This window comes from Rhodanobacter sp. B2A1Ga4, from assembly GCF_018101315.1.
GTDB classification, from domain to species: domain Bacteria; phylum Pseudomonadota; class Gammaproteobacteria; order Xanthomonadales; family Rhodanobacteraceae; genus Rhodanobacter; species Rhodanobacter thiooxydans_A.
Genome location: NZ_JADBJR010000001.1, coordinates 579,362 through 599,551, shown reverse-complemented (window position 1 = coordinate 599,551; position 20,190 = coordinate 579,362). Strand labels below are relative to the sequence as shown.

General features: G+C 67.5%; 17 protein-coding genes. 5 read left to right on the top strand and 12 right to left on the bottom strand.

From position 1 onward, the window contains the following. Positions 1-351: 351 nt before the first annotated feature. Together msrB and msrA are read left to right on the top strand one after the other, a co-directional pair. A complete protein-coding gene (msrB, locus tag IMW82_RS02700) occupies positions 352-801 on the top strand; it encodes a peptide-methionine (R)-S-oxide reductase MsrB (protein WP_211003790.1) in 450 nt (149 codons plus the stop codon). Then, positions 798-1,307 (top strand): peptide-methionine (S)-S-oxide reductase MsrA, encoded by a 510-nt coding sequence (msrA, locus tag IMW82_RS02695; protein WP_211003789.1) that lies wholly within the window; start codon positions 798-800, stop codon positions 1,305-1,307. Before msrB ends, msrA begins: the two co-directional genes overlap by 4 nt. Before the next feature lie 9 nt (positions 1,308-1,316). On the opposite strand, the gene zipA is transcribed toward msrA, so the two are convergent. From zipA to asnB, 9 genes are all read right to left on the bottom strand, one after another. Next, a complete protein-coding gene (zipA, locus tag IMW82_RS02690) occupies positions 1,317-2,303 on the bottom strand; it encodes a cell division protein ZipA (protein ID WP_108473234.1) in 987 nt (328 codons plus the stop codon). Between the two features lie 10 nt (positions 2,304-2,313). After that, positions 2,314-5,823, bottom strand: a complete 3,510-nt coding sequence (gene smc / locus IMW82_RS02685) for a chromosome segregation protein SMC (RefSeq protein ID WP_211003788.1) — start codon at positions 5,821-5,823, stop codon at positions 2,314-2,316. Between the two features lie 136 nt (positions 5,824-5,959). Beyond that, positions 5,960-6,205, bottom strand: a complete 246-nt coding sequence (locus tag IMW82_RS02680) for a BolA family protein (protein ID WP_211003787.1) — start codon at positions 6,203-6,205, stop codon at positions 5,960-5,962. An 8-nt stretch (positions 6,206-6,213) separates the two neighbouring features. Then, the gene (locus IMW82_RS02675; RefSeq protein WP_108473198.1) at positions 6,214-6,516 is read right to left on the bottom strand and encodes a YciI family protein; all 303 of its coding nucleotides are present in this window, start codon (positions 6,514-6,516) and stop codon (positions 6,214-6,216) included. Positions 6,517-6,567: 51 nt separating this feature from the next. After that, positions 6,568-7,062 carry a PaaI family thioesterase gene (locus tag IMW82_RS02670; RefSeq protein ID WP_211003786.1) on the bottom strand — a complete coding sequence of 165 codons (495 nt, stop codon included), beginning with the start codon at positions 7,060-7,062 and terminating at the stop codon, positions 6,568-6,570. Beyond that, the gene (lysS, locus tag IMW82_RS02665) at positions 7,059-8,597 is read right to left on the bottom strand and encodes a lysine--tRNA ligase (protein ID WP_211003785.1); all 1,539 of its coding nucleotides are present in this window, start codon (positions 8,595-8,597) and stop codon (positions 7,059-7,061) included. The genes IMW82_RS02670 and lysS overlap by 4 nt, the downstream gene beginning before the upstream one ends. 92 nt (positions 8,598-8,689) lie before the next feature. After that, positions 8,690-9,016 (bottom strand): hypothetical protein, encoded by a 327-nt coding sequence (locus IMW82_RS02660; RefSeq protein WP_108473195.1) that lies wholly within the window; start codon positions 9,014-9,016, stop codon positions 8,690-8,692. A 37-nt stretch (positions 9,017-9,053) separates the two neighbouring features. Next, positions 9,054-10,179 (bottom strand): peptide chain release factor 2 gene (prfB, locus tag IMW82_RS02655; protein WP_108473194.1). Its coding sequence is split into 2 segments (ribosomal slippage): positions 9,054-10,103 and positions 10,105-10,179, totalling 1,125 coding nucleotides; the frame shifts between segments, so codons are not numbered across the junction. A 157-nt stretch (positions 10,180-10,336) separates the two neighbouring features. Further along, positions 10,337-12,004 carry an asparagine synthase B gene (asnB, locus tag IMW82_RS02650; protein ID WP_211003784.1) on the bottom strand — a complete coding sequence of 556 codons (1,668 nt, stop codon included), beginning with the start codon at positions 12,002-12,004 and terminating at the stop codon, positions 10,337-10,339. A gap of 453 nt (positions 12,005-12,457) precedes the next feature. On the opposite strand from asnB, the gene IMW82_RS02645 reads away from it, so the two are divergent. From IMW82_RS02645 to IMW82_RS02635, 3 genes are read left to right on the top strand one after another with little or no spacing between them, the layout of a single operon-like run. After that, entirely contained in the window at positions 12,458-13,546 is a 1,089-nt protein-coding gene (locus tag IMW82_RS02645; RefSeq protein WP_211003783.1) for a 1-acyl-sn-glycerol-3-phosphate acyltransferase, read from the top strand. After that, positions 13,543-14,406 (top strand): phosphatase PAP2 family protein, encoded by an 864-nt coding sequence (locus IMW82_RS02640; protein WP_211003782.1) that lies wholly within the window; start codon positions 13,543-13,545, stop codon positions 14,404-14,406. Before IMW82_RS02645 ends, IMW82_RS02640 begins: the two co-directional genes overlap by 4 nt. Next, positions 14,403-16,907 carry a PEP/pyruvate-binding domain-containing protein gene (locus tag IMW82_RS02635; RefSeq protein WP_211003781.1) on the top strand — a complete coding sequence of 835 codons (2,505 nt, stop codon included), beginning with the start codon at positions 14,403-14,405 and terminating at the stop codon, positions 16,905-16,907. Before IMW82_RS02640 ends, IMW82_RS02635 begins: the two co-directional genes overlap by 4 nt. Here the strand turns inward: IMW82_RS02635 and IMW82_RS02630 are convergent. The 3 genes from IMW82_RS02630 to IMW82_RS02620 form a co-directional block, all read right to left on the bottom strand. After that, positions 16,894-17,259, bottom strand: coding sequence for an STAS/SEC14 domain-containing protein (locus IMW82_RS02630; RefSeq protein ID WP_211003780.1), 366 nt, complete (start codon positions 17,257-17,259; stop codon positions 16,894-16,896). The genes IMW82_RS02635 and IMW82_RS02630 overlap by 14 nt on opposite strands. Before the next feature lie 296 nt (positions 17,260-17,555). Further along, a complete protein-coding gene (gene recJ, locus IMW82_RS02625) occupies positions 17,556-19,271 on the bottom strand; it encodes a single-stranded-DNA-specific exonuclease RecJ (RefSeq protein ID WP_211003779.1) in 1,716 nt (571 codons plus the stop codon). Beyond that, the gene (locus tag IMW82_RS02620) at positions 19,268-20,188 is read right to left on the bottom strand and encodes a phosphoglycerate mutase (RefSeq protein ID WP_211003778.1); all 921 of its coding nucleotides are present in this window, start codon (positions 20,186-20,188) and stop codon (positions 19,268-19,270) included. Before IMW82_RS02620 ends, recJ begins: the two co-directional genes overlap by 4 nt. Between the last annotated feature and the right edge of the window lie 2 nt (positions 20,189-20,190).

Genomic DNA, 20,190 nt, shown 5'->3' with positions numbered 1-20,190 from the left:
CAAATAGATTGTGAAAGCGCCCAAATACAACCCCGTATGTCTCTGGTAAATCCCTCAGAGTGTCGCACGACTGTTATGGCGGCAGCATCGTCGCGATCTCGGCACGTTGCCGGATGAATGGCCGGCTGGACGAGCAATCGCCTGGGCCACGCCCTAGCCAGTCGAGCCTGCCGCTCACGCAACATGCGCTTGTGGTGACAAGGCTGCAAGCAGGCACGTCTGTCCTGCGCGAGGCGTACGACTGAGGATCCGCTGAGCTACCCTGCTCTACGTGCGTGCGGCGCCGGGCTTGATATCGACGCGGCGACAGCCATCTTCATCGCACTGGAAACGAACCGGAGGAGGCCCGCCATGCCACGCTACAGCAGGAATCCCGATGCATTGTCGCAGCTCAGCCCCGAGCAGTACCGGGTGACCCAGCAAAGCGGCACGGAGCGTCCCGGCACCGGCGAATACCTGCACAACCGGGAGCCGGGCATCTATGTGGATGTCGTGTCCGGTGAGCCGTTGTTCGCTTCGTCCGACAAATTCGAATCGGGCTGCGGCTGGCCGAGTTTCACCCGGCCGATCGAGCCTGCCCACGTCAACGAACTGCGCGACGCCTCGCACGGCATGATCCGCACCGAGGTGCGCTCGGTGCATGGCGACAGCCACCTCGGCCACGTTTTCCCCGATGGCCCGGCCGATCGCGGCGGCCTGCGCTACTGCATCAACTCGGCCTCGCTGCGCTTCGTCCATCGCGACGACATGGCAGCCGAAGGCTACGGCGATTACCTGGACCAGCTGGAGGACGTGCGATGAGTACCGAACGCGCGATCCTGGCCGGCGGCTGCTTCTGGGGCATGCAGGACCTGATCCGCCGCCAGGACGGCGTCGTCTCGACCCGGGTCGGCTACAGCGGCGGCGACGTGCCGAACGCCACCTATCGCAACCATGGCAGCCATGCCGAGGCGCTCGAAATCGTGTTCGATCCGGCACGGATCAGCTATCGCACGCTGCTGGAATTCTTCTTCCAGATCCACGACCCGTCCACGCCGAACCGCCAGGGCAACGACCGCGGCAGCTCGTACCGCTCGGCGATCTTCTACACGTCGGAGGAGCAGAAGCGGATCGCGGAGGACGCCATCGCTGACGTGGATGCCTCGGGCCTTTGGCCAGGCAAGGTGGTAACGGAGGTGGCGCCGGCCGGCGATTTCTGGGAAGCCGAGCCCGAGCATCAGGACTACCTGGAGCGCTATCCCGACGGCTATACCTGCCATTTCATCCGGCCGGGCTGGAAACTGCCGCGCCGCCACGCGGCTGGCTGACCCCGGATATCAACGCCCGAAGATGATTTCCTTGCCTTCGTGGTCGCGGTCCCAGCCGCGCAGCTGGTCGCGGATATGGGCGATGCGCTGGCGCCCGAGCGCGTTGCGCTCTTCGTCCAGCACCTGACCATCCAGCAACTCGGCCAGGCGCTGCGCGGTGGGCAGCATCGCGTCCCAGGCATCCAGCGCGGGCAGCGGCGCCGGCAGGGTCATGAAGAAGCTCACCCCGAGCGTGTGCAAGGTATCCAGCCGCGCCAGGTCGAAATTGCCCGGCTTGAGCATGTTGGCGACGCTGAAGATCGGCCCCAGCTCGCGCTTGCCGTCGACCAGGCGGTGGTAGATGCCCATGTCGCCGAATTCCAGGCCGGCCTTCTCGGCGGCCACGACCAGATCCGGGCCATGGAAGCGCGCTCCGTCGCGGGCCACCACGAACAGCGTGACGATGCGCTCCACCGGCAACTGGGGCGGACGCCGGCCAAGATCCGAGCGCGGTGGCGTAGCAGTGGTTGCAGCCGTCGCCGACATTGCCGGCGCAGGAATTTCCTCCGCAGCGGGCGGCACGTCCGGTGCTGTCGGCTCGCTGGAACTGGGCGCGCGCAAGGCGTCGATGATCGAGGCGACATGATCGGCCAGCTTGGGCTGCTGCCTGGGCTTGGCCCTGGGTGCAGCGGGCATGGAAGTCTTGGTACGTTCGCCGGACAACGTGGCACCGAGCCGTTCGAGTTCCTCGCGCAGGCCAACCTCCAGTTCGCCCTGCTGCGGGCCGGCATCACCGCCAATGAAGAGATCGTTCGAGACGGGATCGCCGCCCGGCTCGCCCAAGGTCGGTTCACGACGCTCGCCGGCATGCTGATCCGGCACGACCCGGCGCCTGCCCTGCTCCTTCTTCGGCTGGCCGAACAGCCAGATCAGCGCCAGCACGATCACCCCGACGATCAGCAGCGGAATGCCGACGGCGGGGTTCCAGGCAAAGGCAAGCACGGGTTGCAGCGTCATCATGGGTTCCTCAGGCAGCGCCTGCCAGTTTAGCCGCTTCGGCCAGGTCCACCTGCACCAGCCGCGACACGCCCGGCTCGCGCATGGTCACGCCGCACAGCTGGGTGGCTGCTTCCATGGTGGCCTTGTTGTGGCTGATGAAGATGAACTGCACCTTTTCGCTCATCTCGCGCACCATGTTCGAGAAGCGCCCCACGTTCGCCTCGTCCAGCGGCGCGTCCACCTCGTCGAGCAGGCAGAACGGCGCGGGATTGAGGCTGAAGATCGCGAACACCAGCGAGACCGCGGTCAGCGCCTTCTCGCCGCCGGACAGCAGGGTGATGTTGGACACGCGCTTGCCCGGCGGCCGCGCCATGATCGACACGCCGGTGTTGAGCAGGTCGTCGCCTGTCAGTTCCAGGTAGGCATGGCCGCCGCCGAACAGGCGCGGGAACAGTTCCTGCACGCCGGCGTTGACCTTGTCGAAGGTTTCCTTGAAGCGCTGGCGGGTCTCGCGGTCGATCTTCTTGATCGCGCCTTCCAGCGTCTCCATCGCACTGACCAGGTCGGCCAGCTGGTTGTCCAGGTAGGTCTTGCGCTCGCTCTGCTCGGCGTGTTCCTGGATCGCCGCCAGGTTCACCGGCTCCAGCCGCGCGATCTTCTGGCCGATGTCGTTGAGCTGTGACCGCCACTGGTTCGCGTCGATATCCTCGGCCAGTTCGGCCAGCAGGGTTTCCAGTGCCAGGCCGGACGCGGCGATCGCCGCCGCCAGTTGCTCGGCGCGCAGCTGCAGCGCCTGGGCGGCGAGGCGCTTCTCGGACAGGCTTTCGCGCAAGCTGGCCAGGCCCTGCTCCGCCAGATGCCGCTGCTGTTCGAGCTTGCGGAATTCGACGTCGCAGTCTTCCAGCGCGCGGCGCGCCTCGACCAGTTGCCTGTCGACCAGCAGGCGCTGATCCAGACAGGCCTGCCGTTCGGCCTCGAGTTCGGCGATCGGGTCGGAGCCGGCGGCGAGCTGTTCGGCGATTTCGTTGCGGCGTGCCTCGATCTGGCGCAACTGGACGTCCATGCGGCCAAGTGCCTGTTCCAGCGAGCTCAGCGAAGAGCGCTTTGACTCCAGCGCCAGGGCGAGCGAGTGCGACTGCTCGGCGGCCTCGCGTGCATTCATGCGCGCTTCTTCGCGTGCTTCAAGTAGCGCACGGCGCTCGTTTTCCAGCTCGCGACGCTGGTCTTCCTGGTCGCCCATCAGGCCGACCGACTCGTCCAGTCGGGCACGCGCCTCGCGGGTCTGCTTCTGCAGCTCGTCGATCTGCGTGGCCAGGTCGACCAGCTCGCCGCTGACCTTTTCGGCGCGGGCGCGGGCGGTTTCCAGCTTGCCGCGATGGCTCTGCAACTGGCCGGCCAGCTCCGACTGGCGACGATGCGCGTTGTACAGCTCGCGCTGCGCGTCGTCGCGCGCGCGCTCGGTCTCGAACTTGCTGGTGCGCAGCGCGTCGAGCCGTTCGCTGGCTTCCTCCAATTGCGCTTCCAGCGTGGCGACCTGCTCGATGAGCAGGCGCAGCTCGCGCTCGCGCGCCAGCACGCCGACCTGGCTGCCCTGCGCGCGGCGCACGCGCGCCCAGCCCGGGCCCAGCCATTCGCCGCTGCGGGTGATCACCGACTGGTACGGCGCCAGCGCGGACAGTGACGCCACGCGCTGATGCGCGTCGTCCAGCGATTCGGCGGTCAACACGTGGCCGAGGATCGCCAGCGCCGCGGCGGGCCCGCGCACATGGGCGGCCAGCGTGCCGGCGGTGTTGGCGCCGCCGTCGGCGGCGTCGAGCAGCGCCACATCGGCGTTTTCGAGGGCATTGAATTCGACGGCGAGTGCATGCGAGCCATCCACCAGCACGCTGTCGAGGAAACCGCTGAGCGCGGTTTCCACCGGGGTTTCCCAGCCCGCCTCGACCTGCAGCGATTCGCCGAGGCGACGCGAGCGGTCCAGACCCAACCGCGCCAGCCAGCCGCTGGCAGCGCTTTCTTCCTGGCCCAGTGCGGCGTGCTGCAATGCTTCCAGCGAAGCGTGCCGGCCGCGCGCCGCCTGCAGTTGCTGGCGCGCCTCGTTCAGCGCCGACTGCACCTGGCGCTCTTCCTCCAGTACTTTCTCGTGGCTGGACTTGTGCTGGTCGAGCAGGCTGCCGAGCGTTTCGACGCGCTCGCGCTGGGTGTCGTGTTCATCGACCAGCTGCTGGCCGGCGGCGTCCAGCGCGGCCACGTCGGTGGCCTTCTGTTCGGCTTCCAGCGCCTCGCGTCGGCGCGCCAGGTCGATCGCCTGGCGGTCGAGGTAGTTGAGCTTGGTGCGTTCCACCTCGGCTGCGCGGTTGGATTCGCCGGCGTTGCGGGTGTGGCTGTCCCAGCGCTGCTGCCAGTCGGCCAGCTTCGCCTCGGTGCTGCGCTGGGCCTCGGCGGTGTCGTCCTGCAACTGCTGGAGGGCTTCGAGTTTCGGTTCGCCTTCGGCCAGCGCCAGGCGCAGCGCCTCGCCCTGTTCCCGGTCGGTGGCGATGTGCGCGGCCAGTTCGGCATGCTCGCGCTCGGCGTCGCCGTGGGCGCGCTGCAGGCGGTCGGCGGTTTCCTTGTTGTAGCGAACCTGCTGCTCGACCCGGGCGATCTCGGCGCCGACCTTGTACACCTCGGCCTGCACGGCATTCAGGTGCTCGCTGGCGTCGGTGTGGCGCTCGCGCACGCTCTCCAGCTGCGCCTCGATCTGGCGCTGGCCGGCCAACTGCTTCTCGATCTCGATCTCGGCGGCGGACAGGCCTTCACCCTCGCCGTCGTGCTGGCTCTTCAGGCCGCGGTATTCCAGCGCGCGCAGTTCGGCTTCCTTGCGCGTCTGCTCTTCCTTCAATGCCTTCCAGCGCTCGGCCGCGCGGGCCTGGCGGTTCAGGTGTTCGAGCTGCTTGTCCACCTCGTCGCGCACGTCGCGTACGCGATCGAGGTTCTCGCGGGTGGCCTTGATGCGGCTCTCGGTTTCCTTGCGGCGCTCCTTGTACTTGGAGATGCCGGCAGCCTCTTCCAGGTGCGTGCGCAGCTCTTCCGGGTGCGCCTCGATGATCTGGCTGATCATGCCCTGCTCGATGATCGAGTAGCTGCGCGGGCCCAGGCCGGTGCCGAGGAACAGGTCAGTGATGTCGCGGCGGCGGCAGCGCGCGCCATTGAGGAAGTAGGCGGACTGGCCGTCGCGGGTGACCTGGCGCTTCACCGAGATTTCGGCGTACTGGCCGTACTCGCCCTGGATGGAACCGTCGGCGTTGTCGAAGATCAGCTCGACCGTGGCCTGCCCCACCGGCTTGCGCGTGTTGGAGCCGGAAAAGATCACGTCGGTCAGCGAATCGCCGCGCAGGCGGCTGGCCGCGCTCTCGCCCATCACCCAGCGGATCGCGTCGATGATGTTGGATTTGCCGCAACCGTTCGGACCGACCACGCCGATCATGTTGCTCGGCAGGTGCAGGGTGGTCGGGTCCACGAAGGACTTGAAACCGGCGAGTTTGATCGTGGTCAGGCGCATGCGGTCATCAATGGGTCATCGGTAGTGCCCGCACCGTCCGGGCGGCAAGTCACTGTGCCAAACGCGGGACGGCGCTGCAATGCGTTTCCGCACAAAGTAACGGTTGAAGAATTCGATATAACTTATTGTTTAAAATCTATTTGTTTTTTGCGTCGATCGACAATGCATGGATTCCGTTGTCCATCAGCCCGTCCAGCGCCGCATAAACCAGGCGGTGGCGGCGGATCGGCAACAACCCGGCAAACGCGGGGCTGACGATGCGCACATGGAAATGGCCCTTGCCCTCGCCGGCGTGCCCGGCATGCAGGTGGCCTTCGTCGACGATTTCCAGCTCGGTGGGTGCCAGGGCCTGGGTCAGGCGCTGGCGGATTTGTTCGATCATCGCCTCGCTCACGCCGGCAAGGCCTTGCGGAACGGCTTGATCTGCACCTCGGCGTAGACGCCGGCTGCCACATAGGGGTCGGCATCGGCCCAGGCGCGGGCCTCGGCCAGCGACGGGAACTCGGCCAGGATCAGGCTGCCGCTGAAACCGGCCGGACCCGGGTCTTCCGATTCGATCGCCGGGAACGCGCCGGCCACGAACAGCCGCCCCTCGTCCAGCAGCGCCTGCAAGCGCGCGATATGCGCCGGGCGCACGCCCTTGCGCTTCTCCAGCGAGTCGGCAACGTCCGTTCCGATGATGGCAAACCACATGATGCGGACTCCAGGCTTCGGCGAAACCGCAAGTTTAACCCACGCCGACGCTCAGGCGTTCCGCGCAGCCGCGGCCAGCTGCGCCGTGTCGACGCGCACGAAGACCGAATCGCCCAGCGCGGTGAGCACCTCGCCGGCATAAACCTCGCACAGCACGCGGGTCTTGCGCCCGACCTCGCCCTCGACGCGCGCCTTCAGCGTCAGCGGCACATCCATCGGCGTGGGCTTGAGGAACTTGATGCCGAGGCTGCCGGTGACGCAGTCGATGCGCGGCTTGCTGTCCGGCGCGCGATGCTCGGCGCGGTAGTGGCAGGCCATCGCCGTCCAGTTGGAATGGCAATCCACCAGCATCGCGATCAGGCCGCCGTAGACCAGCCCCGGCCAACCGTGGAAATCCGCCCCCGGCAGGTGTGTGCTGACCACGTGCACGCCGTCCTCGTGCCAGTGGCTCTTGATGTGCAGTCCGTGCGGATGGGCGCTGCCGCAGCCGTAACAGACGCCGTCGGGTGCGGCCAGGTCCTGCAGCGCGGGCGCGTCGAGGCTCACGCCTCCGGCCGCATGTACGGGAACAACAGCACGTCGCGAATCGAGGCCGAGCCGGTCAGCAGCATCACCAGGCGGTCGATGCCGATGCCGAGACCGCCGGTGGGCGGCAGGCCCACTTCCAGCGCGCGGATGTAGTCGGCATCGAAATGCATCGCCTCGTCGTCACCGGCGTCCTTGGCGTCGACCTGGGCCTGGAAACGTGCGGCCTGGTCTTCCGGATCGTTCAATTCGGAAAAACCATTCGCCAGTTCCCTGCCGTTGACGAACAGCTCGAAGCGGTCGGTGATGCCCTTGTTGGTATCGCTCTCGCGCGCCAGCGGCGACACCTCGACCGGATGGTCGGTGATGAAGGTGGGCTGGATCAGGGTGTGTTCGACGGTCTTCTCGAAGATCTCCAGCAGCAGCTTGCCCCAGCCGTAGCCGTCCTTGACCTGCACGCCGAGGCGCGTCGCGTGCGCGGCCAGCGCCTCGCGATTACGCAGTTCTTCGCGCTTGATCTCGGGGTTGTGTTCCAGCACCGCGTCTTCCATGCGCCAGCGGCGGAACGCCGGTCCGACGTCGATCGCGGCGCCGTCCCACTCCAGTTGTGTGGTGCCCAGCACGGCCTGCGCGGTATCGCGGATCACCGCCTCGGTGAGGTCCATGATCTCGTGGTAGGTGGCGTAGGCCTGGTACAGCTCCAGCATGGTGAATTCGGGGTTGTGCCGGGTCGACACGCCCTCGTTGCGGAAGTTGCGGTTGATCTCGTAGACGCGGTCGAAGCCACCCACCACCAGACGCTTGAGATAAAGCTCCGGCGCCACGCGCAGGTACAGGTCCAGGTCCAGCGCGTTGTGATGGGTGACGAACGGCTTGGCGGTGGCGCCACCGGGGATCACATGCATCATCGGCGTCTCCACTTCCATGAAGCGGCGCGACGGCGCCTCCAGCCACTGGCGCATGTAGCCGATGATCTTCGAGCGCAGCATGAAGGTGCGCCGTGCCTCCTCGGTCACGATCAGGTCGACGTAGCGCTGGCGGTAGCGCTGTTCCACGTCGGCCATGCCGTGGTGCTTGTCGGGCAGCGGACGCAGGCTCTTGGTCAGCAGGCGCAGCTGATCCACGCGCACCGAAAGCTCGCCGGTCTTGGTGCGCATCAGCACGCCTTCGGCGCCCACGATGTCGCCCATGTCCCAGCCCTTGAACGCCTCGTATACCTCGCCGAGCGTGCCCTGGTGAATGAACAGCTGGATGCGCCCGCTGAAATCCTGCAACTGCACGAAGCTGACCTTGCCCTGCACGCGCTTGAGCACGATGCGCCCGGCCATCTTCACCCGCCGCGCGGCCGCTTCGACGGCTTCGGCCGTATGCACGTCCTTGTCGGCGAATTCGGCCTGCAGGTCGCCGGCGAAGCTGTCGACCTTGAAGTCGTTCGGGAACGCGATGCCCTGCCCGCGCAGTGCCGTCAGTTTTTCGCGACGCTCGGCGATGAGTCGGTTTTCGTCCTGCGTCGGTTCGGAGGATGCTTCGGCGGGCGTGGAGTGGTCGCTGGTCATGCGTGTTCCGGAAACTGGCTTGCGTGGGTAGTTGCCGTCATTCCCGTTGGTGCGGGGATGACGCTATTGAAATGAAGAATGGGCGCTGCCCGTCAATCGTCCTTGCCGAACACGTGCTTGACGGCATGCTTGGTGGCGTCCCAGCCCTCACGTGCACCATGACCGACGGCGATGCCGGCCTTCTTTGCGCCGTGGCCGATGCCGGTGCCGGCTTCCTTCGCACCGTGGCCGACCTTCTTGGCGACATGCTTGGTGGCGTGACCGACATCGCGGGCACCGTCGGCGACGCCGTGGCCAACGGCCTTGGCATCCTGCTTGATACCCTGTCCGGCGCTGCCTTGCTGTGACTGCGCTGCGGCGCCGAATGCTGCCAGTGCGGCTGAAGCGATCAGGATTGCGCAGATCTTCTTGCTGTTCATGCGGGCCACCTCGTCAGTGAGCGGAAGGAATCAAGCGTTACGCATCGACGCGCTTGGCACCGGCCTCGAGGCCGGATTTCAGGCTCGCCTCGATGAACTCGTCGAGATCGCCGTCCAGCACCTTCTGGGTGTCCGAACGCTCGATGCCGGTGCGCAAGTCCTTGATGCGGCTCTGGTCCAGCACGTAATTGCGGATCTGGCTGCCCCAGCCGATGTCGGACTTGGTCGCTTCCAGCGCGTCCTTCTCCGCATTGCGCTTCTGGATTTCGAGTTCGTACAGCTTGGCGGCCAGCATCTTCATCGCGGTGTCGCGGTTCTGGTGCTGGCTGCGGCCGGTCTGGCAGGCCACCACGGTATTGGTCGGGATATGCGTGATGCGCACCGCCGACTCGGTCTTGTTGACGTGCTGGCCGCCGGCGCCGGATGAACGGTACACATCGGTGCGCAGGTCGGCCGGGTTGATGTCGATCTCGATGTCGTCATCGACTTCGGGCGACACGAACACCGAGGTGAAGCTGGTGTGGCGGCGGTTGTCCGAATCGAACGGGCTCTTGCGCACCAGCCGGTGCACGCCGATCTCGGTCTTCAGCCAGCCGTAGGCGTAGTCGCCTTCCACGCGGAAGGTGGCGGACTTGATGCCGGCCACGTCGCCGCCGGAGACCTCCATCAATTCGGTCTTCCAGCCGCGGTTCTCGCACCAGCGCAGGTACATGCGCAGCAGCATCTCGGCCCAGTCCTGCGCCTCGGTGCCGCCGGCGCCGGCCTGGATGTCGACGAACGCGTTCATCGCGTCCATCTTGCCGGAGAACATGCGCTGGAACTCCAGCTTGCCGACCTGCGATTCCAGCTTGGCCAGGTCGTCGGTCACCGATTGCGCGGTGTCGTCGTCGCCGTCGGCGATCGCCATTTCCAGCAGGTCGCCGGCGTCATTCAGCCCGGCGGTCAGCGTGTCGATGCCGTGGACGATGGTATGCAGGCGGGCGCGCTCGCGGCCCAGTTCCTGCGCGCGTGCCGGGTCGTCCCACACGGTGGGGCTCTCCAGCTCGCGGGTTACTTCTTCCAGACGTTCGCTCTTGGTAGCGTAGTCAAAGATACCCCCGAAGCGACTCGACCCGGCCACGAAGGTCGGCGATCTGCGCATGGATGGGATTGGTCTCGATCATGGTGATATCAGCGATGGATGCAAGCGCCATAGAATAACAGACGCACTGCAGCAAACGCCCCCGCTCTCGCAGGGTGGGCACCGCCCGCCAGCTTTTGGCCGCTTGCGGCGAAGAGTGGCGGGCCATGCCCGCCCCACGATCCATCGGATACGCGCATTCAGGCGAGCGCCTGGGCGTGGACGCCTCTCACGGCGCGTCCGGACGGGTCGGCCGCGTTCGCGAAGGCCGGGTCCCACGCCAGCGCAGCCGGCGAGGAACAGGCGATCGACTTGCCGCCGGGCACGGTCGCGGCACAGGCCTCACCGGGGAAGTGCTGCTCGAAGATGCGCCGGTAGAAGTACGCTTCCTTGGTCGCCGGCGTGTTGAACGGATAGCGCGCCGCCGCCGCGGCGAACTCGCGGTCGCTGACCGCCTGCTCCGCGTGCGCCTTCAGCCCGTCGATCCAGCCGTAACCCACGCCGTCGCTGAACTGCTCTTTCTGTCGCCACAGGATTTCCTTCGGCAAGGCGCCGTCGAACGCCTCGCGCAACACGTGCTTCTCGATCTTGCCGTGGCCGGCCATCTTGCGCGCGGCGTCCAGTCCCATCGCCACGTCGATGAATTCCAGATCGAGGAACGGCACGCGCGCCTCCACGCCCCAGGCCATCATCGCCTTGTTCGCGCGCAGGCAGTCGTAGCTGTGCAGCGCGTCGAGCTTGCGCACGGTCTCCTCGTGGAAAGCCTCCGCCGACGGCGCCTTGTGGAAATACAGGTAGCCACCGAAGATCTCGTCCGAGCCCTCGCCCGACAGCACCATCTTCACCCCCATCGCCTTGATCCGCCGTGCCAGCAGGTACATCGGCGTGGCGGCGCGGATGGTGGTGACGTCGTAGGTCTCGATGTGGCGGATCACCTCCGGCAGCGCATCCAGGCCCTCCCAGAAGGTGTAGACGAAGCCGTGGTGCACAGTGCCCAGCGCATCGGCGGCGACCTGGGCGGCGGCCAGGTCGGGCGAACCGTCCAGTCCGATCGCGAACGAATGCAGGCGCGGCCACCAGGCCTCGCTGCGGTCGTCGTCCTCGACCCGCTCGCGCGCGAACTGTGCGGCGCAGGCGGCGACCAGAGACGAATCCAGTCCGCCGGACAGCAGCACGCCATACGGCACATCGGTCATCAGCTGGCGATGCACGGCCTGTTCGAACGCCTGGCGCAAGGCCGGCGCCGCCACGTCATGGCCGCGGGTCGCTTCATAGTCGCGCCATGGCCTGGCGTAGTAACTGCGCAGTTCACCGCTGGCGCTGTCATACACGTGGCCGGGCGGGAACGGCGCCACGTCGGCGCACACGCCGATCAGCGCCTTCATCTCCGAGGCCACGCACAGGCGCCCTTGCGCATCGTGGCCCCAGTACAGCGGGCAGACACCGATCGGGTCGCGGGCGATCAGATAGCGCTGCGCCGCGCCGTCCCACAATGCGAACGCGAAGATGCCGTTGAGCCGGCCCACGAAGTCGCTGCCCTGCTCGCGATACAGCGCGTTGATCACCTCGCAGTCCGAGCCGGTGGTGAATTCGTAATCGCTGGCCGTGCGCAGCTCGCGGTGGTTGTAGATCTCGCCGTTCACCGCCAGCGCCAGTGCGCCGTCGCGCGAGCGCAGCGGCTGCGCGCCACTGGCCGGATCGACGATGGCCAGCCGCTCGTGCACCAGGATCACCCCGGCATCGACAAACACCCCACTCCAGTCCGGCCCGCGATGACGCTGCCGCTGCGACAACTCCAGCGCCTGCCGGCGCAACGCCGCCAGGTCGTCGCCCGGCTGCAGGTCGAATATTCCGAAAATCGAGCACATGGTGGAAGTTTCCTCGTTGCTTGTTGTGGACACCGCTCTTCTGAAAAGTCGGCCACGGATGGCCGGGTTTGCCTTGCGCGGATGGATCCGCGCAAAAGTGAATGCACAGCCATCGATGGCCGGGTTTGCTCCGCGCGGATGGACCCGCGCAAAAATCAAACACACAAAACGAAGAAGGCCCGCACTGGGCGGGCCTTCTTCGCGTATTCGATGAAACTTGCAGCTACGCGAGGGCCCGCCAACGGTTGGCGTTATTGTTCGCGCGATTATTGGTGTTGCCGGCAAGCACGAAGCCACGCGCGGAAGGCGCGGTGGAGTTCGGGTGGCTGGTGGCGAAGGAATGCATGGATCAACTTGAACAGATCGTCCGGCGCTTGGCAAGTGCTGGCACAGCAGTGACGCCAGCCGCCACTTGCCGCTACATTGCCACCAATGAGCCCTGACGCAGCACGGATGTCTGCCCGCTCCCGCACCGACCCGGCACCGATGCCCGCCGGAGGGCGGTCGCTGCGCTGGTGGATTCCACTGCTGGCCGGGTTGCTGCGCGGGTTCTATTTCGGCCGCATCCGCATTGTCGGTGCCCATCAGCAACCCGTGCCGCGACGCGGCGGCCGGCTGATCGTCAGCAGCCATCGCAACGGGGCGATCGACGGCTACACCGTGTTGCGGGTGTTCCCTGGGGTGCAGGGACTGGTCTCGGTCCAGTTGCTGCGGCATCCGCTGCTGCGCTGGATGTTCGACGGCATCACGGTGGTGCGCGACAAGGATCACGAACGCTACGGCACCCGGCGCGCTGCGTTCGCCCATCCCGTCGACGCCGGCTGCGCCCAATTGCGTACGGGCGGCGATCTGGTGATCTTTCCCGAAGGCAGCAGCGAATGGGGCTGGCGGCCACTGCCCTACCAGCGCGGCGCGGCGCGCATCGCGCGCACCTTGCTGGATGAGGGTGTGTCACTGGAGGTGGTGCCGCTGGGCCTGCACTACCAGGCGCCGGACCGCTTCCGTTCACGCGTCGAGGCGCTGGTCGGCGTACCGGTGGCCTTGCCCGCACGCGACGCCGATGAATCCGATCGCGACTGGGAACGGCGCATCCATCAGTCGATCGCCGCCGCGCTCGACGCGGTCTCGGTGAACTGTCCGAACCTGGAGGCCTTTGCGGCGGCGGAAGCCTGGGCGACGGTGCGGGCCGCAGCTGGCGAGTCCTACGCGCTGGCATTGATCGACGCCCAGCAACATCCGCAGGCGCCACCGCCACCACAACCTCGCACTCGTTCATGGCCCTGGGACTGGCTGGTGGTGGCTGGCTTCATACTGCTGGCGGCGCCGGTGCTGCTGGCCGGTCGGTTCGCGGGTGGCAAGGCGGATGCGCGCAATACGGTGAGTTTTTTCCGCATCGTGGGCGGACTGCTGGTAGCCGTGGTCTGGCTGCCCTGTCTGCTGCTGATGACCTGGTTCTGGCCGTGGCCACTGCTGTCACTGTGGCTGCTGGCCGCACTCGGCTGGTGGCGCTGGCCGCGCGTGATGCATCGGGGAAATCCATGAACACGTCGCGCATCGGGCGCTGGATCGGCCACGCCTTCGCCGCCGAACTACTGCTGATCCTGCTGCTCGGCAGCATCGGCGCGTGGCGGTTGGACGACGGTGACCTGCACGCCGCCAGTGTGCTTGGCGGCATCGCCTGGCTGCTGTTGCTGGCCGCCACGTGGGCTGCGCCCGGCAGTGGCTGGGCAAGCTGGAAAGGCACGCTGCAGTTCGTCGCCTGCTGGCTGATCTTTCCGCTGTTCAAGGCGATCCGCGAGGTGTTCATCCAGCACACCGCCGACGCGGCGTTGCTGGCGCTGGATCGTCACCTGTGGGGTGGCCGCAGCCTGCCGGAACACCTGCTGGGCTGGGAGCGGCCGTGGCTGTCGGAGCTGCTCAGCAGCGGCTATTTCCTGTTCTATTTCGTGGTGCTGCTGCCGGCGATGGTGTTCAGCGTGCGCCGCCGCAGCCCCAAGGCGAAGGCCTTCTTCCTCGGCCTGACCCTGATGTACCTGATCGGCTTTGCCGGCTATCTGCTGGTGCCCGCCGGCGGACCGTACATGGCGTTTCCCGAGGTGTTTCCCTATCCCGTGCACGGCGGCGCGATGACCGCCCTGCTGGCCGGCGTGGTCAAGGCCGGCATCACCGGCATGGATGTGTTCCCCAGCCTGCACAGCGGCATCGGCGTGTACGTGCTGGGCTTCTTCGCGCTGGGTGGTTATCGGCACATCGCGCTGCTGCTGGCGCCGATCATCCTCGCGCTGGTGCTGGCCACGTTGTACCTGCGCTATCACTACGGCATCGATGTGCTGTGCGGGATCGCCCTCGCCGCCGCGGTGCTTACCTTCGTCCAGCGTTACCGCAAGGAAAACCTCGCATGACCCAGCTCTTCGCGTTCACCGATCCGCAGGCCGCCGAGCATGCCGTCAGCGGCGGCAAGGGCGCCAACCTGGCGCGCGCCGCGCAGCACCTGCCGGTGCCGCCGGGCATCGTGATCGGCAGCGAGGTCTATCGCGAGTTCGTGGTGCTACTGCATGAGGCGATCCGCCACGTGCTGGACGATGCCGCGCTCGACCACGCCGCGCGCAGCGAGCACATCCAGGCGCTGCTGCTGGCGCAGCCGTTGCCGTCGTCGCTGCGCGGCGAATTGGTCGCGAAGATGGAAGCATTCGGACTGGTCGATACGCCGGTAGCGGTGCGTTCTTCCGGCACGCTGGAGGATCTGCCCGGCGCCGCGTTCGCCGGCCAGCACGACACCTTGCTGGGCATCCGCGGCACCGATGCCGTGCTCGACGCGATCCGCCGCTGCTATGCCTCACTGTGGAATGCCCACGTGCTGCCCTACCGGGAGCGGATGGGGCTGAACCATCTGGACGCGGCGATGGCCGTGGTGGTGCAGAAGATGGTGCAGGTGAACGAGCGCGAGGCCGCCGGCGTGGCGTTCTCGATCGACCCGGTGCGCGGCGCGCTGGACCAGGTGCTGATCAACGCCGCGTTCGGCCTCGGCGAAACCGTGGTCGGCGGCGAGGAGCCAGTCGACGAGTACCGGCTGCAACGCGCTGATCTTGGCGAAGTGGAGGCGGTGATCGCGGAGAAGCCGCAGGCGCTGGTGACGGATGCTGCGAGCGGCACGCGTCGGCTGGCCCTGTCCACCGAGCAGGCCAACGCCCCTGCCCTCGATCCCGGCCAGCGCCGCGCCGTGGCGCAGCTGGCGCTGGCCGCCGAACAGCACTTCGGTTTCCCGCAGGACATCGAATGGGCGTGGCAGGACGGCATGCTGTACCTGCTGCAGTCGCGCGCGGTGACCCGCATCCCGGCACGCTGGACCCGCGATGAATCGGCCGAGCGCTTTCCCACCCCGGTCACGCCGCTGACTTGGGACCTGTGCGAAGCCGGTTTCCACGCCTCGCTAAACCACAGCTTCAAGCTGATGGGCCTGCCGCCGTTCGGCGACAAGTGGTTCGCGATGCGCGACTACTACATCTACGGCAACCAGAACGCGGTTGAGCTGTACAGCGGGCGCACGCCGGCGAAGATGCTCAAGGACGTGGAAAGCATCCGCGCCGCGCTGCCGCAGATCGCCGCGCAGTTTGCCTGGGTACAGGAGCTGCCGGTGCGCTGGATGCGCGACCTGGACACTTACCTGATCGGCATCGGCGCGCTGATGCGCGAGCCGCTGGACGGTCGTTCGCTGGGTGAACTATGGGATTACGTGCTGCGCATCAACGCGCTGGGCGCCAGCTATTTCCTGCCGAACATCGCGATCTCGCTGACCCAGCGCACGCTGTACGTGGGCCTGCAGCAAATGCTGCAACTGGCGCTGCCGGCCGAGCAGGCGCAGCAGGTGTTCGACCAGTTGCTGGCGGTGACCGACACCAAGACCAGCCAGGTCAACGCCGAACTGTGGTCACTGTCGCGACTCCTGCGACTCGACCCCGCGCTGCACGCAAGGCTGCGCAGCGAGGCGAGCCTCGACCTGCTGGCATCGCTGCCGCAGCACCCCGCCTTCCACATCGAATTCCAGCGCTTCCTGGCCCGTCATGGCCATCGCGAACTGGATTTCGACGCCTACCATCCCACCTGGGTCGAGGCGCCGCAGATCGTGCTGGACCAGCTGAAGATGCTGGTCGATCGCCCCGACGAAGATCGTGCTTCCGCCGAGCGGCAGCAGAAGGCCGCACAGGCGATGATGGAGCACACCGTACTCGATCACGCGCCGGAGGAACTGCGCTACCTGGTGCATGAGGTGATCCGGCTGGCCCGTACCTACACCGCACTGGACGACCTGGAGCACTACCAGACCACCCGCCTGCATCTGCCGTTCCGCCGCGGGTTGAAGGCGATCGGCATGCAACTGGTCGAGCGCGGTGTGCTGACCGATCCGATGGACGTCTATTTCGTGCCGCTGGCGATCCTGGACAACGCACTGCGCAGCGACGAACTGGCCCCGATCACGCTCGCCGCGACCCGACACAAGGCCGGTTACCTGGCCGCCTGCGCGCGCACGCCGGACTGGATCTTCGGCGAGGCGGAACCGGTCGTGGTCGACGGCAGCAGCGTGCTCAAGGGCCTCGGCGGCAGCCCCGGCATCGTCGAAGGCGAAGTGTTCGTGGTGCGCGGCTCGGAAGACTTTCCGCACTTTCCGAAAGACGCAATCCTGGTCGCGCGCACCACCAACCCGGCATGGACGCCGCTGTTCTACCAGGCACGCGGGGTGATCACCGAAAGCGGCGGCCCGCTGTCGCACGGCGCGGTGACCGCACGCGAACTGGGCCTGCCGGCCGTGATGAGCGTGCGCCATGTGATGCGCCTGCTCGGCAACGGCCAGCGCGTGCGCATCGATGGTCGAAATGGCACCGTGGAGATCCTCAGCTGGCCGTGATCCAGCGTGTGGCTTCCTCGATGTCCACACCGTGGAACAGGCGGAACTGCGCCGGGATGGCGAAGCTGAAGGCGATGGCGGTGCCTCGCAGCCAGACCACGTCGGTGACCAGCGCCACGCGGTCCCAGCCGCTGAAGTGGCGCATGCCCAGCTTGGCGTCGTCCCACATCGCGCCGGGGTCGAAACCGGTGAAGTCGTCGGCGGTGACATACAACAGGCGCAGCTTGCGGTTCAGTGCGAACGCCGCCTCGATGTCCGGCACGATGATGCTTTCATAATCCGCCGCCGTGACCTGCCCGTGGGCGCGGAAGCCCAGTGTGCCGGGCGGCAATCCTTCGATCTGTGCGATCACGGGCGTTCTCCGTGGGTGGGGAAGGCCAGTCTGGATCCCGACACGTGAAAAGCGCGCAAGTCGGCGGCGACGGTACGACTTTTTTGCAGGGAACGTCGCTCATGCCGGCACCGCCACTCTCGCCTGATGTCGTCACCCCCGCGGCGTCATCATCCCGCCGTGTCGTCGTCCCGGCGAAGGCCGGAATCGCGCTTGGCCGTGGCGAAATCCGATGACTGACGAGTTCACCGGCTTGATGCGATTCCGGCCTTCGCCGGAATGACAAAGGGAGCGTGCGCCCGCGACTCCGGCATTGCTCAGGCCGCCGGCTCGATATGGCGCAGCAACAGACGCGGACTTTCGCGGCCCTGCCAGTCGTTGATGGTCAGCTCGTAAGCGGCGCGCAGCCGCGACGGTGGCGGCTGGCCGTGGTACACGTTGAACATCACCGCGTCGTGCACGGCGCCGTCGCGCGGGTCGCGCAGTTGCAGGCGCAGGTGGCATTCGCCCATCGGCTTCCAGCTGGCGCACTCGAACAGGTTGTCGAACAGCGGTTCGGGGAAGGCCTGGCCCCACGGGCCCGCTTCACGCAGTTGCCGCGCCAGTGCCAGCGTGGCGGTGCCGGGCGGCAGTTCGCCGTCGGTGTAGAGCACCGCCTGCAGGCGCTCGGGCTCGATCAGTTCGCGCGCCACCGCATCGAAGGCGGCGGCAAAACGTGGATAGTCGCTGGCTTTCAGGCTCAGCCCCGCCGCCATCGCATGACCGCCGAAACGCTCGATCAGGCCGGGCTGGCGCGCGTCGATCGCCGCCAGCGCGTCGCGGATGTGGAAGCCGGGAATCGAGCGCGCCGAGCCACGCAGGTGGTTGCTGTCGTCCTCGCTGGCGGGGGCGAACGCGATCACCGGGCGGTGCAGGCGTTCCTTCAGTTTCGAGGCGACCAGGCCGACCACCCCGGCGTGCCAGGATGGCTCGAACAGCGCCACGCCCACCGCATCGACATGCCCCAGGCCAGCCACCATCACCTCGGCCTCGGCCACCATCGACGCCTGCAGGTCGCGCCGTTCGCGGTTGATCGCGTCGAGCTGTCCGGCATAACGGTGCGCCTGCGCCACGTCGTCGGTGAGCAGGCAGGCCACGCCCAGGCGCATGTCTTCCAGCCGCCCCGCTGCATTCAGCCGCGGGCCGACGACGAAGCCGAGATCGCTGGCGCACAGCGTGGCCAGACTGCGCTTGCCGGCCTCGATCAGCGCGGTGATGCCGGCGCAGGCACGGCCGCTGCGCATGCGCTGCAGGCCGGCCTCGACCAGCACGCGATTGTTGAAATCCAGTGGCACCAGGTCGGCCACCGTGCCCAGCGCGACCAGGTCGAGCAACGGCGACAGGTCCGGCTTCGTCTCGCCGAACACGCCTTCTTCGTGCAACCGCGCGCGCAAGGCCAGTAGCAGGTAGAACATCACGCCCACGCCGGCCAGCACCTTGCTGGGGAACGGGTCGCCGGCCAGGTTCGGATTCACCATCGCGTCGCAGGCCGGCAACTGCTCGCCGGGCAGGTGGTGGTCGGTGACGATCACACGGATGCCGCGTGCCTTCGCCGCCGCCACGCCCGCCACGCTGGCCACGCCGTTGTCGACGGTGACGATCAGTTGCGGCGTCGGCTGCAGCGAGGCGACGAAGGCCGGACTCAGGCCGTAGCCGTGGGCGAAGCGGTTCGGGATCGCGTAATCGACCCGCTTTGCGCCGAGCAGGCGCAGCCCGCGCACCGCCACCGCGGTGCCGGTGGCGCCATCGCAGTCGTAGTCGCCGGCGATCAGGATCGACCAGTCGTCGCGGATTGCCTCGACCAGCAGCTCGACGGCCTGCGCCATGCCGCCCAGCAACTGCGGCGACAGCATCCGCGCCAGCCGGTGTTCGGCCTGGCCGGGTTCCAGCACGCCACGCGCGGCGTAGACCTGCTGCAGCACCGGATGCACCGAATCCGGCCAGCCGGTCGGAGCACCCCGGCTTTCGCGCCGGCGCAATTGCAGCGCGCTCAACGCCCTGCCCCGCGCCAGTAGCGCCAGCGATGCCAGGGCTTGCGCTGCCAGCGTTCGCCGCTGGCGAAATGCAGCCGTACGGCGCGGCGTTCGAGCAACGGCTGCAGCAGCGGCCACCAGCGCAAGGCCAGCTCGTGCGCCGGCAGATCCTGCAGGTCGATCAGCCAGCCAGCCGCGCCGGCGGCGATGGCCTCGGCTGTGCGCGACTGCCAGGCGACGCCGGCCCGCGCGGCCAGCGCGTGCAGCAGCAGGTCGTCGCTGACCACGCCGGCCAGTTCGCTCATCGATGGCGGCGGCAGGCGCCCGCCGCCCCACAGCCACAGGCTGTTGACTGGCGATTGTCCGTGTGCCCGCCGCCGGGTATTCAGCGGATGCTGGTGCAGCAGCACCTGGACATCGTTGAGCAGCACGCGCCAGCGGCGCCCTTGTGCACCCTGCGGCAGGTGCTGCGCCAGGTCTTCGCCCAGCGCCTGCTCGGGCGCGGCGAAATCCGGCAACGGCGTATCGGGCGGCAGGCGCAGGTGCCAGTGATCCGGGGTAGCGATTTCCAACTGCATGCCGGCCTCGTCGAACACCGGCCGCAGCGGTTCGGCCAGCGCCTGCGCCGCGTCCATGTCCAGGCCCATCCGGCCGCAGGCGAGCAGGCGCACGCCGTTCATGTCCGGCTCCACCCAGGCCGGGTCGGCCAACAGCCAGAGCTGGTCAGCCGCATCGCCGGCGAGGAGCTGGCGGGTGATCGCCGCCGCCGGCACGCCGGCGTCGACGCCGCGAAAATAATCGCCCAGACCGCCCAGGTAACCGGTGCTGCCATCCGGCAGGCGGTCGGCCCGGGCCAGCCATGCGCGCAGCGGATGCGCGGGTTCGAAATGTGCCAGCGCGGGCAGCCACAGTTGCAATGACGGATCCGGCACGGGCATCG